The following is a 15,381-nucleotide window of genomic DNA, read 5'->3' as shown; positions in this document are numbered from 1 at the left end:
CAACCTCAAGGTGCAGCGTGCAGACGGCGTTCGGCTGTCCTCGCATTTCTCCATGGGGCCATGGTGCCGACAGCGGCGGCTGAACACCCCCGGCCGCCTGGTATCCGTTGGCGCTGCGGTGCGGCCCCTGCGTCAGCGTGCCCGGCGGCCGGCCGGTGGGCATCCACGGACGGCGGCTGACGCCGAGGCGGAGTCGGGGTCGCGGCGCCGCAACTCCTGGCGGAGCCGGGCGAGCGCACGGTGCAGAGTGCTCTTGACCGTTCCAGGCGCCATGCCGAGGGCGGCGGCCGTCTCCTCTGTGGTCATCTGCTCCCAGTGCCGCAGCACCACGACGCTGCGTTGTTGGAGCGTCAGCACTCGCATGATGTCCATCAACAGCGCGCGGTGGGCGTGCTGTTCGGCGCAGTCCTCGACGGGTGCGTCCGGAAACTGTTCGATGGGGAGCTCCTGCAGCTTCTGGGCCCGCCACCACTCCGTGCGCGTGTTGATCATGACGCGGCGCAGATAGGCGTCTGCACGCTGCTTGTCGGCCATGCGGTCCCACTGGGGGTAGGTGCGCAGTAACGCGGTCTGCAGCAGATCCTGGGCCTTGAGCGGGTCGGGGACCAGGCGCCGGGCGCTGCGTAGCAACGCGTCGTGCCGCACGCGGACGTACTCTTCGAATTCCAGCACCTCGCCAACGGGCTTACGAGCGTTCATGATCTGGCTCCTGTTCTGTGGGCATGAGCATCCGGGACGTGCCGCGCGGCCGACGTGGGATGACACCGGGCGGGCCGAGGCGCGCCCGCCCGCCTGGTGCCGGCTGTCGCTCGCCGTCGCTCAGGCGCGAACAGCGGTCGTCTTTGATCACGATGGGCCGATGGCCGGGGCGCTGCGGCGGTTACCCCCGAGCAGCGCGGCACGCTGCGGTGGTGCCCGAGGTGCCCCATGCCTGCCATGGGGCACCTCGGGGGGGCGGTGGGCGCTACACCGTCAGGTCGCCCGACGGATTCAGAAGTTGCCGGCGTTGAGGGCCTTCTGGAGCTGGGTGGTGGTGCTGGTGTCCCAGGCGTCCTGGGGCGTGAGGCCGAGGTGCTTGTTGAGGGCGGTGACGGTGTCGGGTCCGGTGACGCCGTCGGCGGTGACCTGCAGGTAGGTCTGCAGGGCCTTGACGGTCAGTGGCCCGAAGGCGCCGTCGACGTCCAGCACGGCCCCCGTCTTGGTGTTGAGGGCGCGTTGCAGGGCGGCGCAGGTGGCGGGCCCGAACTGGCCGTCCACGGCGAGCGGTGCGGGGGCGGCGACGAGAGCCTTGGGCTTGATGACGCCGGTGCGGCCGGCGAGGGCGGCCTTCATCACGGCGGCGGTGTGCGGGCCGTACTCGCCGTCCACAGTCAGCTTGTGCTTCGACTGGAAGGTGCGCAGTGCCTGGTCGGTGGCGGGCCCGAACTGGCCGTCGACGGTGAGGCCGGCCTTCTGCACGGTGTTCAGGTTCGCCTGCAGGGTCCTGACGGCCTTGCCGGTGGAGCCTTTGCGCAGGATGCCGTCGTGGCTCGGCATCGGGGCCGCACCGTCGTAGGCGGGGCGGCCGTAGCCGACCACGCAGGCGCGGCCGCGGACACGGCGGCGGAAGGCGTTGGAGGTGTTGCCCTCCAGGGTGGTGATGGTGCCGTTGGAGTGGACGGCCTCCACCAGGCCGACGTGGTCGATGCCGCTGATGGACCGGCCGCCGGAGAAGTCGAAGAAGACGACGTCGCCGGGGCGGATACCGCCCAGACCGTAGTGCCAGCGGCCGTGGCTCTGGAAGGCGCGGGCATGCGCGGTGGTGAGGGCGAACTTGCCCATCACGGCCTTGAGGTTGTCGGAGTGGGCGGCCTCGTAGCTGATGGACATGTCGCACCACGGGCCGGAGAAGCCGTACCACGAGGTGATGAGGTTGTGGTTCGAGCCGGGCGGGTGCTCGGTGGTGCCCAGCAGCTTGCGGGCGGCGGCGATCATTCCCTGTGCGGTTCCCATGGCAGGTCTCAGAGCTCCATGTCGTCGGGGAGTGCGTCGAGGTCGGAGGCGACCTCGTGGGCGGGGTCCTGACTGACGCCGGTCTGGTCGGGGTCGATGTCGAAGACCCCCGCGCCGCCCTGCGGGTAAGGCGGCGCCTGCTCGTTCTCACTCATGAACACTGGCTCCTTCATTGCTTCACTCGGGTGGTGGGGCCGCCTGGCCACGTGCTCGTGCCGGAGCTTTGTTGAGCCGTCCGACAACTGACGCCGGGCCTGGGCGACCGCCGTGCACCACCGAGTTCAGCGGGACGGGAATTGAATGGGCAGCCGGTTCCGCCGCCCTGAACAATGGCCGCGCCGCAGGTCACGGGTATGGCGTTGCCGCGGTGGCCAAAGGAGAGACCTTCGGATTGCGCTCCTGCCACGAGGTTGCGTACCTTGTCCGGCCTCGCGCCGCATCCACGGGGGAAGCGGACGGCCCAGAGGGGTGAGCTGTCGATGGCGGGACGTCGTGAGAGTCCGCTCGATCCCAGCACCGGGCCGGTGGCACGGTTCGCGGCCGAGTTACGCAAGCTCCGGGTGGAGGCCGGGAGTCCGACCTACCGGGTGATGGCGCAGCGCACGGGTCAGGGGACAAGCACCCTGTCGCAGGCTGCCGGTGGTGAGCGGCTGCCGACCCTGCCCGTCGTACTGGCCTACGTGAGGGCATGCGGCGGTGATCCGGAGGACTGGGAGGAGCGCTGGCGGCAGGCGGCCGCCGAAGTAGCGGCGGAACCCCGCGCCGAGGACGAGAACGCCGAGCCCCCGTACCGGGGTCTGGCCCGCTTCGAACCCGGCGACGCCGATCTGTTCTTCGGCCGCGACGAGCTCACCGACCGCCTGGTAGAGCTGACCCGCTCCCGGCGGTTCACCGCCGTGTTCGGCCCGTCGGGCAGCGGCAAGTCCTCTCTCCTGCGGGCCGGCCTCATCCCCCGCCTCCGCAACCCGGACCAGGCCACCCCACAGCCGGCCGCGCTACGCGTCCTCACCCCAGGCGAACACCCCCTGCGCACCCACGAGCAGCGGCTGACCCCGAAGGACGGCGACGGGGACACGTGGCTGATCGTGGACCAGTTCGAAGAGCTCTACACCCTCTGTCACGCCCCGGCCGAGCGCGACCAGTTCATCGACCGCCTCCTGACCGCCACGGATCCCGGGAGCAGACTGCGCGTCGTCATCGCCGTGCGCGCCGACTTCCTCGGCCATTGTGCCCAGCACCCGCGGCTGACGGCCGCGCTGCAGGAGGCCACCGTGTTGGCCGGCCCGATGAGCCGTGACGAGTTGCGCGACGCCATCGTCAAACCCGCCCAGACCGCCGGGCTGATCGTCGAACGCACCCTGACCACGCGCATCGTCGAGGAGGTGGAGGGCGAACCTGGCGCCCTGCCGCTGATGTCCCACGCCCTGCTGGAGACCTGGCGGCGCCGCAAGGGCCGAGCCCTCACCGCTCAGGCCTACGACGCGGCCGGAGGTCTCAGCGGCGCCATTGCCCGCACCGCCGAGAACGTCTACACGCGTCTGACCCCGTCCCAGGCCGAGCTCGCCCGCCGTATCCTGCTCCGCCTCATCACCCCCGGCGAGGGAACCCCCGACACGCGCCGGCCCGCCCCTCGCACGGAACTCGACTTCGGCGACCCCAGCGACACAGCCACCGTCCTCGAACACCTGGCCCGCGCCCGCCTGCTCACCCTCGAGCACGACACCGTCAACCTCGCCCACGAGGCCCTCATCGTCGCATGGCCCCGACTGCAAGCCTGGATCAACGAAGCGCGCGACCGCCTGCGCCTGCACCGCCAACTCACCGACGCCGCCAATGCCTGGCAGAGTGTCGACCGCGACCCGGGAGCCCTGTATCGCGGCGTGCGGCTCGCAGCGGCCGAGGAGGCATTCGAGACGACCGGTTACCGTGCCGCCCTCACTACGCGGGAAGCGGAATTCCTCACCGCCAGCCTCGAGATGCGCCGTCGAGAACAGCGGGCGGGTGCCCGCGCGACCCGGAGGCTGCGCATCCTGATCGCAGTGTTGTCCGTGTTGAGCCTGGTCACGTCCGTGACCGCCGCGATCGCCTTGCAACAACGGGCCAGCGCGCGCACCGAGCGCAACACCGCCATTTCCAACAGGATCATCACCGAAGCGGATCAGTTGCGGGGCACCGGCATGTCCGGCATGTCACCGCAGACCCAAGACGTGTCGCTCGCGGCCCGGCTCGATATCGTCGCCTACCGTCTACGGCACTCTCCGCAGGCTTATACAAACCTGGTCGCAGCCACGACCGCCGTGCTGTCCACGACCCTCAGCAGTGAGCCGGACTCGGCTGGCAACGTGGTGTTCAGTCCGCGCGCGCAGGTCCTGGCCGCCGTGGAGGCAGATGGTTCCGGTCCGGCGCGGGTGCAGTTGTGGAGCACCGCCGCATCCGCGCATCCCGAGCGGTTGGGGCACCTTCCCGACGACCGCCGCACCGAAGTCACCGCGGTGGCGTTCAGCCCCGACGGGCACATCCTGGCCGCCGCCACCGCTCCCAGCGAGGGCAGCGATACAGACACCGGTACTCCGGCAAGACTTCAGTTGTGGGACGTAACCCGTCCAGCACATCCAACCCTGGTCGGCACCAGTGCTTCTACCCCCGACAGGGTCGACACGGTGAACTTCAGCCCCGACGGGCGCACCCTGGCCACCACGGGCGACAGCGGCAGGATCCGGCTGTGGGACGTCACCGATCCGGTATCTCCCCGACTCCTTAAACCCCTTCTGCGTGGTTCGCGCAATGGCTTCGGCGCCGTAGCCTTCGCCCCGTGGGGTCACCTCCTGGCCGCGGTGGAAGAAGACCGAGGTGACGCGGTGGGCTTGTGGGACGTCGCCGACCCCGCACACCCCCGCCGTGTGTGCGGCCTACCGTCCCAGCACGTCATCGGACTGGCATTCGCCCAGCGGGGTCACCTCCTGGCCACCACGAGCGGCGGGAAGGAGGCCTCGGTACAGATGTGGGACGCCGCCGACTCCGCACACCCACGACGCCTCGGTGAACCGATCACCGCTGATTCCGCCGTAGTTGAAGCAGCCCAGCTCAGCCCGGACGGTCACACCCTGGCCGCTGTCGAGGACGGCTCGGTGCGTCTGTGGAACGTCAGCGATCCCTCCAACCCAATGCCCTGGGACAAACCTCTCGCGGTATCCACCGCTTCCGTGGCGTTCAGCCCCGACGGGCGCAGCCTGGCCACCGGCGGCGACGGCGTTCACCTGTGGAGTCTGCCGGGAAGGGTTCTGCGCGGCTACCCCGGTCCCGTCCACCAGACAGCGTTCGACTCCACCGGCCACTTGCTGGCCACCGCCGGCGATACCGTCGGGGATCAGGACAACCCCGACATGGAAAGTGCCATCTGGCTGTGGGACACCACAGACCCCGCCAACCCCCGGCGTGTGAGCGTCAGTCCCTGCCACTCGGTCCACGCGATGGTGCTCAGTCCCGACGGACATCTCCTGGCTACCTCGACTGCGGAGGTGGACGGCAGCGCGGTCCGGCTGTGGGACACCACCGATCCGGCTCGGCCCAGAGTCGTCGGGCACCTGCTGGACCGCCGTGGCAGCGAGACCATCGCTGTGGCGTTCGGCGCCGACGGACACACCCTGGCCACCGCGAGCACCGATCAGAACGGTGACCGCGTCCGGCTCTGGGACACCAGCAACCCGGCCTACCCCAGACGACTAAGCACGATCCCGTCTCCCGGAATCGTTACGATGGCGCTCAGCCCCGAGACGGACCTCCTCGCCGTCGCGACCAATGGCAATGACGGCCGCAGCCAGGTACAGCTGTGGGACATCGCCGACCCGGCACACCCGACGCGCTTGGATCGCCTGTCGACCGGACACCGCGCCACCGGGGACTTCACTCCCGTGCTGGCGTTCAGTCCCGATGGTCAGCTGCTGGCCACAGCAGACAGCGGTACGAACCTCACCGACGTGCGGCTCTGGGACACCAGTGAGCCAGCTCACGCCGAACGTCTAGGACACCTGCAAGCCGGAGGTAAAGATGATCTCGGGCTCGTGCTGGCGTTCAGCCCTGACCGGCGCATCCTGGCCGCTACAGGCGCCGGCGAGGACGGAGCCAGGGTGCAGTTGTGGGACACCGCCGACGCGGCACACCCCACGCGTCTGGGACACCCCCTCTCGGGCCACACGGACACCGTCAACGCGATGGCCTTCAGCCGCCAAGGACACACCCTCGCCACCTCCGGCAACGACGGCACGGTTCGACTATGGGCAACAGACGCCGACCAAGCCATCGCACAGATCTGCGCCGCCACCGGGAACACCCTGACCACCCAGCAGTGGCATCAGTACGTCGGAGCCCTCCCCTACCGATCGCCCTGCCCGTAGCGCGCCTCCGCGGCGTGCTCTCCTGGGGGGGGGGAGTGGCGGTCTGCTTCCAAGGTGCGGGTCGTGTGAGCGGTGCGGGGTGTGGGTCAGGGGTCGGGTGGGAGTCGTTCGCCGGTTTCGGTGTCGTAGGCGACATCGGTCGGTGACAGGCGGTTCTGTCTCGAGGGCGGTTTTGTGCTTTTCTTCCATGTTTTTCTATCGGTGGCTGCGTGCACTGTCACGTCGGTGAGTGGGTCCTTGACTGGTACGACGATCTGGGGGTCCTTGGGATACCACTGGTCACTCTCGAGGGTGTTTTGGGCGGTGTTGCCTGTTGGGTCGTCGATATGCAGGAACTTGGTGGTGCGGTGGAAGTACGGGCGCAGTTCGATGACGACGCGCTGCTTGTCGGTGCTTCGTTGGGCGATGGCGTCTGTTTCGACATCGTCCATGTGCAGCTTGGCACCGGGGCGTTCTTTGTAGGCGGCGGCTTTGGCCTGCTGCTCATGGGTTTGCTGCTGGTCCTGGGTGTGCTGCACGACGCAGCTGCCGACGATGGCCAGGGCGGCGATCGCTGCAATGCAGGGCCGGGTGCGCCGGTGCGGTCGTGTCGACTGGGTGCTGCGGTCCTGGGTGTATTCGGGACTCTCGGTGCCGAGGGCGATGACCTGCCTGCCTGCAGCCTGCATCTGGAGGGCATGGTGGAGAACCTCAGTCGGTGTGCGGACCGCATGCTCTTCGCCGCCCTGCCCGGATGCACCGTCACCCCTTCGCCCGGGCGCGTCAAGAAGGAGCCCGCCGACTGTGATGGGCCCCTGCTGACCTTCATGGAGTTCACCGCCGAGGTCCTGGCCTGGACGACGTGGTGGAACACCGAGCACCGCCCTGACGGCTTGACCGGCCAGACCCCCATCGGGGCATGGCAGGTGGATCCCTCGCCGTTCTCCAACATCTCTGAGGCCGCTCTATGGGCTCTGATGCTGGAGGACGACGGCCGGGTGCGGAAGCTGACCAGCCACGGCGTGCGCTGGCGAGGCCGCGACTACGTCGGTGCGTGGATGGCCGGCCGGGTCGGCCGCAGTATCCGTATCCGCTACATGCCTCATCGCGATCACGAGATCGAGGTCTTCGACCCCGCCGGGCAGCACCTCGGATCCGCTCACCTCGCCGACGCCGCCAAGCCCGAGCAACTCGATGCCCTGCGCCGCACCCGTACCGCACGAGCGCGCCGCCTGCGCGAGGAGGCCAAGAAGGCTCAGGCTCTGCGCCGGCAGCGCTTCGCCCCGGCCACCGTTCCCACGCCCGCGCAGCGCCTGGGCGCCGTGACGGCAGCCGAAGCCGTCTCCGGACTCCAAGCCGCGGCCCACAGCGACATGGCCACCCTCGCCCTCCCCGGCCTGATCCCACCCGCACCGCCACCCGAGGACTGGAACACCCCGCCCAGCCTGCGCCCCACACCCGGGCCTCAGCCCGCCGACGGCGAAGGAACGCGATGACAGGCCAGCTGCCACCCCGGGAAACGGACCACCACACGCAGCTCCCTGACGCTGCAGTGGTGACAACCCGCGCGCTCCTGGCCGCCCGGGAGAACATCACGGACACGATCGAGGCCGGGGCGATGATGTGCCTCCACGGCCCGGCCGGCGTTGGTAAAACCCTCGCCGCCAATGTCTGCCTGCGCGAGCTCGAACGAGCCCGTGGTGAGGAGGTCTGCCGGATCGCTTTCCGGGCTCGCCCCACCGCCCGCGCGGTGCGCCACGAACTCTTCGCAGCGCTCGGTTTGCCGGGCGAACCTCCGCGTCACCCGTCCGAGTTCGACCGGTTGCTCCTGGACTCCCTCGCAGCCCAGCCGCGTACGTTGGTCGTGGACGAAGCGCAGTGGCTCAATCGGGAGACGTTTCGAGTACTTCCGGTTCGTCTGGGATCACCCGTACTCGCAGATCGCGATCGTCTTCGCCGGTGGTGAAGGCGCGCACAGCGTGTTGCGAAAGGAGCCGATGCTCTCCTCGCGCATCTTCATCTGGCAGCACGTCACCAGGCTCACCCTGGGAGAAGTTCGGCAGGTCCCCGCTCTACCATCCGATCTGGGCCAGAACCGACCCCGAAGACATCGTCTTCGCCGACCGCCACGCAGCGCACGGCAACTTCCGCAACTGGGCCCGGCTCACCGCCCACACCCTCACCGCCCTCCAACGGACAGGCCGCCCGAACCCTGACCGGGAAACGCTCCGCTGGGCCTTCAGCAGACTCGCATGAACGTGGCGCTGCCTCAGAAACCTGACGCGCTGCCGCGTTGCGCCATGCTCCGAGTCCACCCATGCGGGAGGTACGGCACACGGTCTCCTCGTGCCTGCCCTCTGCGGTGGCCGCCGGTTCCGGGTGCCGGCCGGTGACGCGGCTCCACTCGTCCGGTGACGCCTGTCGCTGATCAGTTAATGTGCGCAGTGGTGCGTGTGCTGACCTGGGGTTTCGCAGTTTGGTTGAACGGGTTGGTGCTGGGCTTGGCTCGCTGATTCTGCACAGGGGTGTGACTTGTCAGCCGTCTGACCTGTGGTGTCGGTCGGGCCGGGCGCCGGTGTGCAGGTTGGTTGGGTGCTGCGCAGTTTGAGTGGTTGCCGGTGGTGCGGGACGGCTCGGCGTGTGGGCTGTGTGGCCCTGTACGGGGTGTGGGAGTGCTCAGTTGCCCAGGCCGCGTTCCAGCATGTGCACGGTGGTCTCGCTCAGTTCGACGGTCTGTCCGGTCAGCGCGAGCACGGTGTTGAACTTGGTGAACAGGTCTGCCAGGCGGTTGAGGAGTTGGGCGTCACGGAGCCGCTGGATGAGGTTGGGGCGGCGGGTGAGGGCGCCATATGCGGCGTCGGTGGTTGTCTCCAGGGCGTAGCGGCCGCGCAGGCGGGCTTGCTGGACGGCGGCGAGCATGTCGTTGAGCCGGGTGAGGAGGAACTGCTTGTCGGCCTCGTTGAGTTCGGAGGCCAGGACGGCCTCGATGAGGTCGTTGATCATGGTGGTGAGGTGTTGGCCGTCGGTGTCGGTCAGGCCGGCCTCGACCTGAGCTCGGCGTAGCTCGTGGGCGCAGCCGAGCAGGCTGTAGATCGCGGCGCTGCTGTCCGCGTCGCCGTCCTTGCTGAAGTGCTGCCACACGTGGGAGACCTGGTGGCCGGCTTGAGCGGAGGCCAGCATGGCGGCTTCGACACCGGCCAGGGGACGGAGCATGTAGTCCTGTTGCTCGGGATCGCTCACCACGGCCCCGACTGCTTGGCGGACTTGCTGGGGCAGCATCATCGCTGCGGACAGACGTGCGAAGAATTCAGCGCTGTCTGTGGCGAGGGGTGTCTCCTCGTAGGTGAGCGCCCGGGCCCAGGCATTCCAATTGCTCACGTTGGGGCCTAGTTCCTTGCCGGCCTTGCAGAAGTCGATGAGGAGGGCGTGGAGTCTCTCGGCCGGGTTGTCGACGCACTCTGTCACTCCGTCAGCGTAGCGGGGAGGACGGTGGGGCGGGGCGGGCCGATGTGTTCAGGCTTGCTGGTCATGGTGGTGTGCCGGGGCTGACATCTACGGCCTGGGCCGTTTTCGGTGGGTGGTAGCCGAGGTGGGTGAGTTCGGTTGGGCCTGGCTGGCGGTACGTCCATCGCGGGTGTGCACCGGGGTGGGGGCTGGGGGCGTAGTTGATCCGGTGGTTGAGCCGGTGGGGGTAGAGGGCCGGGTCTTGAAGCCAGGGCCGGCCCAGGAGGGCGGCGATGGCGTTGTGGACGGGTGGTGCGCTCTGGGGTCGTTCGAGGGCCAGAAGCGTTCGGGGGTGGTGGGCGATGTATTGGGCGAGGGTGATGGTTTCGGGGTAGGTGATGGCTGCTCGGGCGAGGGCGTACCACAGGCGGGTGCGCTTGTTGCTGGCGATGCGGCGGGCGCGTGCGGGCCAGATGCGTTCTTGCGCGGGTGCTGTGCGCCGCCAGGCTTCGGTCAGGGACGTGGCCTGTGCGAGGGCGTGGTCGGCCGCGGTGCCCCAGCGGCGAAGGAAGCGGATGTGGGTGCGGTGGGCGGCGAGGATCTCCGGGGTGTGCCCCAGATCAGCGTGTTCGATGGGCAGTTGGGTGCCGGCGAGGGTGTGGCGGCCGAGCATCCAGGTGTGGTGACGGCGGCAGATGAGGCGGCTGTCGGGCAGGTACTGGCGGACGGGGTGTCTGTGGCCGGTGCGGGCGAGGGTGCAGCCAGGGCAGCCGGTGACGGCGTTTACCGGGGCGGGCTGGAGCCGGGCGCGGGCGGAGGCGGGGTTGGGCTTGTCGCGGTACTGGTCCCACTGGGGGAGGGCGTAGGAGAGATGTTCCTCCGGGACCCCGGTGAACGAGGCGATCAGGCGGCGGCTCGGAGCGTTCAGGTACAGCTCGATGCCGGTGTGGGGGGCGTGTGGCTGGGTGCGTTCCTTCTTGAGGTGGGGGCGGGGGATGCCCAGGCCGTTCAGCAGTTCTGCGGTGGTCAGGTGGTGGCGGCGGGCCAGGCGCTGGATGTAGGAGGCGGTGGTCTCCCATTGCAGCGGGGCCACGCGCCGGATGCTGGGGCGCGGGGGAGCGCTGGGCATGTCAGGTCCTGGCCGGTGGCCGTGCGGTCTGTTCGGCGAGTTGGTCGACCTCGATGTCCGCCAGCAGCCGTTTGTTGATCTTTTCGGTGCCGTCGAGGATCGCGGCGATGGCGGCTTCCCTGACGAGGGCGGAAAGGCTGCCGATCCTGCCGGCGGTGCGCTGGTGGAGGTAGGCGGCGTGTCGTGTGAGGGTGCCGGGGCGGTGGTGGGTAAGCCGCAGGGCGCTTTCCATGCCGCCGACCAGGCCTTCCCAGGCTGTGCGCTGTGTGGTGCTGCCGTAGGCCAGGGGAGGGTTGCGCACCATCTTGAACCGCCCGGCCAGCTGCGCACCGCGGTTGCCGGTCAACAGCGGGGAGGCCTCGATGGCGACGCCGGCATAGACGAACGTGGCGGGGATGCGTTCGCTGAGGTGCTTCATCTGGTCGGAGGTCTCGGCGCCGACGCGGGTGCGGGTGTTGAGTAGATGGACGTCGTCGACGAGGACGAGCTGGGTCGCCAGATCGCGAAGGGCGCCGCAGACGATGTCGGTGATCCGCGCCTGGTTCATCGTCTTTCCGATGGGCAGGTCGAGGAACCGGGCCAGCTCGGAGACCAGCATCTTCGGTGTGGCGGCGGGCGGTACGGACAGGAAGATCACGGGCAGTCGCTCGCCGGTGCCGGTGTGGCGGGCCCGGTCGGCGAGGTGGAAGGACCGCCCGAGCTGCTGCAGAGCGGTGGTCTTTCCGGTGGTGGGCGGCCCGGAGATCATCAGCCCCCGCCGGGCGGTGCCGTTGTGGTGCCGGTTGAGGATCATCAGCCGCCGCAGGGTGAGGGAGATCTTGTCCATGACCGGGGTGGAGAGGATCACGAACTGGGAGTGGTAGTCGAGGCGCTCCTGAAGCGTCCACGGGCCCGGGCCCGACAGGCGAGGGGGTTCGGCATCGAGGAACTGCATCCACTCCCGCCATGTGGTCGGTGAGGCGAACGGGCCGGTGTGTGCGGCTGCCTGGCCGGGGACTACCACTGCTCTGCCTCCTGATGGGCGTCGAAGACTTCCCAGGCATCAGCTGTGCCGGCGACCGGATCGTCGGCGTCGTCCTGATTGGGCTCCTCTTCGCTCAGCCGACTCACCTCTCGGGTCCCGAGCACGCCGGTGTCCGCCTGTGGGAGCACGCCCGTGGGACCTGCCCCCAAGCCGGTGGCCGGCTCCTGGCCGCGGGTACCGGCGGTCTTGCCGCCGGCGCGACGCAGGAGTTCGTCGAGTGCGCGGGCGAGGTGTTCCTCGTGTTCGGCACGTCCTGCGCGTTGGTCGACGACGGTACGGATATGCCGCCAGGCGGTGTCGGTGAAGGGTCGGCTGACCAAAGTGCGGTGGATCCATCCCGCCTCGGCCCAGCCGGTGGGCAGACGCACCCAGCAGCGTGAGGGCTCGTAGGGGTTGTAGTGGACCTCCCACTTGCCGTCCGGCGCGGTGGAACGCTGCCGGTGGCCGTTGAGGGCCTTGCTGTCGTAGGTGCGGTAATCGAACCGGATGCCCTCGGCGCCGATCGCACACCGCCGGGCGGGGAGCAGCTCGATGTAGTCGGCGGCTCTCAGAGGGACAGGCACGTGCCCGGCGATGCCGACCAGGGCCGCCCACATCTCGTTGGGCGTGAGCGCCAGCTTGGGCATCAGAGGGTGGCATAGTGCCCGGTGCCGCCGTTCCTGCCACCCACTGACCACCCACTCGTCCAGCAGGTCCTGAAGCTGGGGCAGGGTCCAGCAGGCTTCGTCCTCGACGCGGTGGCCGCGCCGGCTGATGTGGCAGCCGGTGTAGCCGGAGACGTATTGCGCGAACAGCGTCCCCACCGATCCGAAGCCGCGCTCCACGTGGCCCTTCGCGGGCGCGGACGCGGGCGGGCACGGCTGGACAGAGATTCCCAGATGCTCGGCGGCCGCGAGAAAGCACTGGGAAATGAACACCTTTCCCTGGTCGATGACGACCGTGGACGGGAAGATCACCGGTCGCGCAGCAGCGCCCTGCATCCGGGCATCGATGCTTAACAGCCGCTCGTAGGGGATCACCGAGGAGGCCATCGCCAGCACTTCGGGCCAGGCGGGCCGCAGGGGCTCGGGCACGACGGTCTGCGCGAGGAGGACTGCCGCGTCGACCGCCTTCGTTCCCCGCGGGCGCAGCACGGCAGCGGTGATACTGCGGGTGGCCACGTCCATGGCCATGGTCAGTTCCAGCCGCCCGATGCGCCCGTCCTCGAGCACGGCCAGTACGTCCAGCGGGGTGCTGTCCATCATGACGAGCTCGCCGGGCCGCGCTACGACGGTGGGCGTGAACGGCGGCTCAGGCCGACTCGTCCGCCAGCGCTGCTGCACCGCAGGGCCCAGCAGCCCCTGGCCGTCGGCGACCGCATGGACCAGCCGATTGAACGTAGCCACCGGCGGCACCTTCACCGTGCCTGGTCCGTAGGCGTCCTGCAGCAGCCAGCCCACCTGCCGACGCAGTCGGCTCAGCGTCCCGGTGGACCGCTCCCGCTGCGCCTCCAGCGCTGCCCTGATGGCGTTGACCACCCGCTCGTCGGCACGCCCCCACGGCGACCTCGCTCGTGTCGTACGCCCGTCGACCAGCCCCCACACGCCCTGCCTGCGGTAGCGGGTGCGCATGCGCCGTACCGTGGCCACGCTGACCGGCTCCCCCTGCTCGGTGAGCTCCGCCGCCTTGGCAGCCTCCCGCTCGGCGAGGCTGCGCAACTCCGGGTCGAACTCCTCGCGCGGAGCACCCCTCCCGTCTGGCTCCGGATGACCCGTCTCGACCTCGCGGATGTGCCGCTCCCAGGCCAGAGCCTTCTCGCGGACGCCTGCCTCAAGGCTGGCCAACGGCCCCCACACCGGCGCCCGGCGCGGCTCGGCACAGCCGGCCACCACACAGAAGTCCTCGTCTGCATACAGCTGCGTGAGCAGGAGCACCTGGACGCTCCCGTCCTCATCCACGATCCGGCATCGAGGCCCGTCCAGCCCCGCCAGAGTGAACACACCACCGGCGAAGCGGATCTGGTCTCCCACCTCCACCACATGCCGCACAGTGCTCACCGCTCGTGCCGTCCGGCCGCGGCAACCAGAGTGCTTTCGGTGAGCGGCCGGTCCAGCGCCGCGGTCAGTTCACCACTCCACAAGCCGTGGTAGACGACCGGCAAGGTCCGGATCACATCACCGAGCGCGGCAGCCCCCTCCACCAAGGGCCGTCGAGACGCGAAGACGTCACGCAACCGGCCTGGACGGACACTGCCCGCGCAGCGCGGGTGGCGGTACCCCGACAGCCAGCGCACGTTGGCCACCACCACCGGATCCGCGGCAGGCTCGACCCGGTACTGCCATCCCACCTCCTGCGCACACTCCTCCAGCACAGCCTGCACACCGGCAAGACGGCGCGGTGGGAAGCCGGCACCGAGGCAGTCCACGAGCACGTGACCTCCGTCAGCGAGGCGCGCGGCCAGCTGAGGAGCATGGGCTACCACCCGCCTGCCGTCCCGCCACACGAATTCCAGCGGGCGGCACGCCAGCCCTACCACCCGCCGTTCCTGGTCCAGCAGCATCAGGCGGTCCCTCATCGCCGTGCTCCCGTAAGCCACCAACCGACCCGTGGTGGCCGCCCACCACCAACCAGGAGCCAACCTTCTGCCCCGGCGCACCGCGAAGCCACGCACCGGCGGGCAGTCAGCCGGCGCCAGTTCAGCGGCCACCTCCAGCCACGACCGCTGCTCTGGCAGACCGTTCGCGCCGATGAACCGCACATCGACATCCCTCACACGGACCCGACCCCCCGACCGGTGGTCACCACTCGTGCTGCTCACGCGTCCAGTGAAGAATTGACCGGTACACCTGCACAATGCGCAGATCGAGAACGCCCCCGTACTGGGTGAAAAGCTTCCGATGCACCAACGGAGCGGCTACGGCCTTGGTATGACTGCACATCAGCCCGCTTGCGGGGCCCGAGTCTCCCCGCCATCGCGGAACACTGCGCAGGTTCATCGGGTACTGCGCAGTTGTTGCAGTGGCCGGCCACTGGAGGTGCGGCACGTACCGCCGAGGGGGCCCGAATCCAGTTTCAATCCATATCTCACTTTGAAGCAAAGCCAAGAAGGGCCTTCAGGCGGCAACCATTCCGGCCGTCATCCGCCAGTCGCCCTCCACCTTCCCAGCCAGCCTGACCCAGCGACCGCTCACCCCCTCCAGGCGCGTTTGTTGGGCGGGGAGCGCAGCGGACCCGCCGACCCCGGACTGGAGCGGAGCGGAAGGCCGGGGTCGAGGGCGAAGCCCTCGACCGCTCCGGGAGCGCAGCGGACGGAGCATCAACCTGCCTGCGAAGCAGGCAGGTTGCGCGGTGCGCGCAGCGCTCCGCCAGCGCTCCCGCGGAGCGGAGCGCAACCCCCGCGCGCAGCGCGGGGGTTCGCTGACTCCGGGCGCAGCCCGGAG

The 15,381-nt window shown here is 69.4% G+C and carries 12 protein-coding genes; 3 read left to right on the top strand and 9 right to left on the bottom strand.

All coding sequences use genetic code 11. From position 1 onward, the window contains the following. Nucleotides 1–132 precede the first annotated feature (132 nt). The 3 genes from OG956_RS38900 to OG956_RS38890 all read right to left on the bottom strand — a co-directional run bounded on the left by OG956_RS38900 (nt 133) and on the right by OG956_RS38890 (nt 2,147). Nucleotides 133–699 (bottom strand): SigE family RNA polymerase sigma factor, encoded by a 567-nt coding sequence (locus OG956_RS38900; protein WP_330343075.1) that lies wholly within the window; start codon nt 697–699, stop codon nt 133–135. A 291-nt stretch (nt 700–990) separates the two neighbouring features. After that, the gene (locus OG956_RS38895) at nt 991–1,992 is read right to left on the bottom strand and encodes a peptidoglycan-binding protein (RefSeq protein WP_330343074.1); all 1,002 of its coding nucleotides are present in this window, start codon (nt 1,990–1,992) and stop codon (nt 991–993) included. 8 nt (nt 1,993–2,000) lie between these two features. Then, nucleotides 2,001–2,147: a hypothetical protein gene (locus OG956_RS38890; RefSeq protein WP_330343073.1), complete on the bottom strand. Its 147-nt coding sequence runs from the start codon at nt 2,145–2,147 to the stop codon at nt 2,001–2,003. 369 nt (nt 2,148–2,516) lie between these two features. Here OG956_RS38890 and OG956_RS38885 point away from each other — a divergent pair, with 369 nt between their 5' ends. Next, the gene (locus tag OG956_RS38885; protein ID WP_330343072.1) at nt 2,517–6,386 is read left to right on the top strand and encodes an nSTAND1 domain-containing NTPase; all 3,870 of its coding nucleotides are present in this window, start codon (nt 2,517–2,519) and stop codon (nt 6,384–6,386) included. Between the two features lie 86 nt (nt 6,387–6,472). Here OG956_RS38885 and OG956_RS38880 read toward each other — a convergent pair whose 3' ends face one another. Beyond that, entirely contained in the window at nt 6,473–7,054 is a 582-nt protein-coding gene (locus OG956_RS38880) for a hypothetical protein (protein WP_330343071.1), read from the bottom strand. Nucleotides 7,055–7,063: 9 nt separating this feature from the next. Here OG956_RS38880 and OG956_RS38875 point away from each other — a divergent pair, with 9 nt between their 5' ends. Continuing rightward, entirely contained in the window at nt 7,064–7,861 is a 798-nt protein-coding gene (locus tag OG956_RS38875; RefSeq protein WP_330343070.1) for a Mu transposase C-terminal domain-containing protein, read from the top strand. Continuing rightward, nucleotides 7,858–8,331: an ATP-binding protein gene (locus OG956_RS38870; protein WP_330343069.1), complete on the top strand. Its 474-nt coding sequence runs from the start codon at nt 7,858–7,860 to the stop codon at nt 8,329–8,331. The genes OG956_RS38875 and OG956_RS38870 overlap by 4 nt, the downstream gene beginning before the upstream one ends. 710 nt (nt 8,332–9,041) lie before the next feature. Here OG956_RS38870 and OG956_RS38865 read toward each other — a convergent pair. The 5 genes from OG956_RS38865 to OG956_RS38845 all read right to left on the bottom strand — a co-directional run bounded on the left by OG956_RS38865 (nt 9,042) and on the right by OG956_RS38845 (nt 14,648). Then, complete coding sequence (locus tag OG956_RS38865) at nt 9,042–9,830, bottom strand: hypothetical protein (RefSeq protein ID WP_330335827.1); 789 nt, start codon at nt 9,828–9,830, stop codon at nt 9,042–9,044. Nucleotides 9,831–9,891: 61 nt separating this feature from the next. Further along, on the bottom strand, nt 9,892–10,938 hold the full coding sequence (locus tag OG956_RS38860; protein ID WP_330335826.1) for a TniQ family protein: 1,047 nt from the start codon (nt 10,936–10,938) through the stop codon (nt 9,892–9,894). A gap of 1 nt (nt 10,939) precedes the next feature. Then, nucleotides 10,940–11,872, bottom strand: a complete 933-nt coding sequence (locus OG956_RS38855; protein ID WP_330335825.1) for an ATP-binding protein — start codon at nt 11,870–11,872, stop codon at nt 10,940–10,942. Between the two features lie 62 nt (nt 11,873–11,934). Further along, nucleotides 11,935–13,998: a transposase gene (locus OG956_RS38850; RefSeq protein WP_330335824.1), complete on the bottom strand. Its 2,064-nt coding sequence runs from the start codon at nt 13,996–13,998 to the stop codon at nt 11,935–11,937. Next, nucleotides 13,995–14,648: a TnsA-like heteromeric transposase endonuclease subunit gene (locus OG956_RS38845; RefSeq protein WP_330342683.1), complete on the bottom strand. Its 654-nt coding sequence runs from the start codon at nt 14,646–14,648 to the stop codon at nt 13,995–13,997. The genes OG956_RS38850 and OG956_RS38845 overlap by 4 nt, the downstream gene beginning before the upstream one ends. Nucleotides 14,649–15,381: the final 733 nt, after the last annotated feature.

It is taken from the genome of Streptomyces sp. NBC_00557 (assembly GCF_036345995.1).
Classification (GTDB): domain Bacteria; phylum Actinomycetota; class Actinomycetes; order Streptomycetales; family Streptomycetaceae; genus Streptomyces.
Note: the sequence above shows the minus strand (reverse complement) of the source record. Positions and strands in the feature narration are given on the sequence as shown.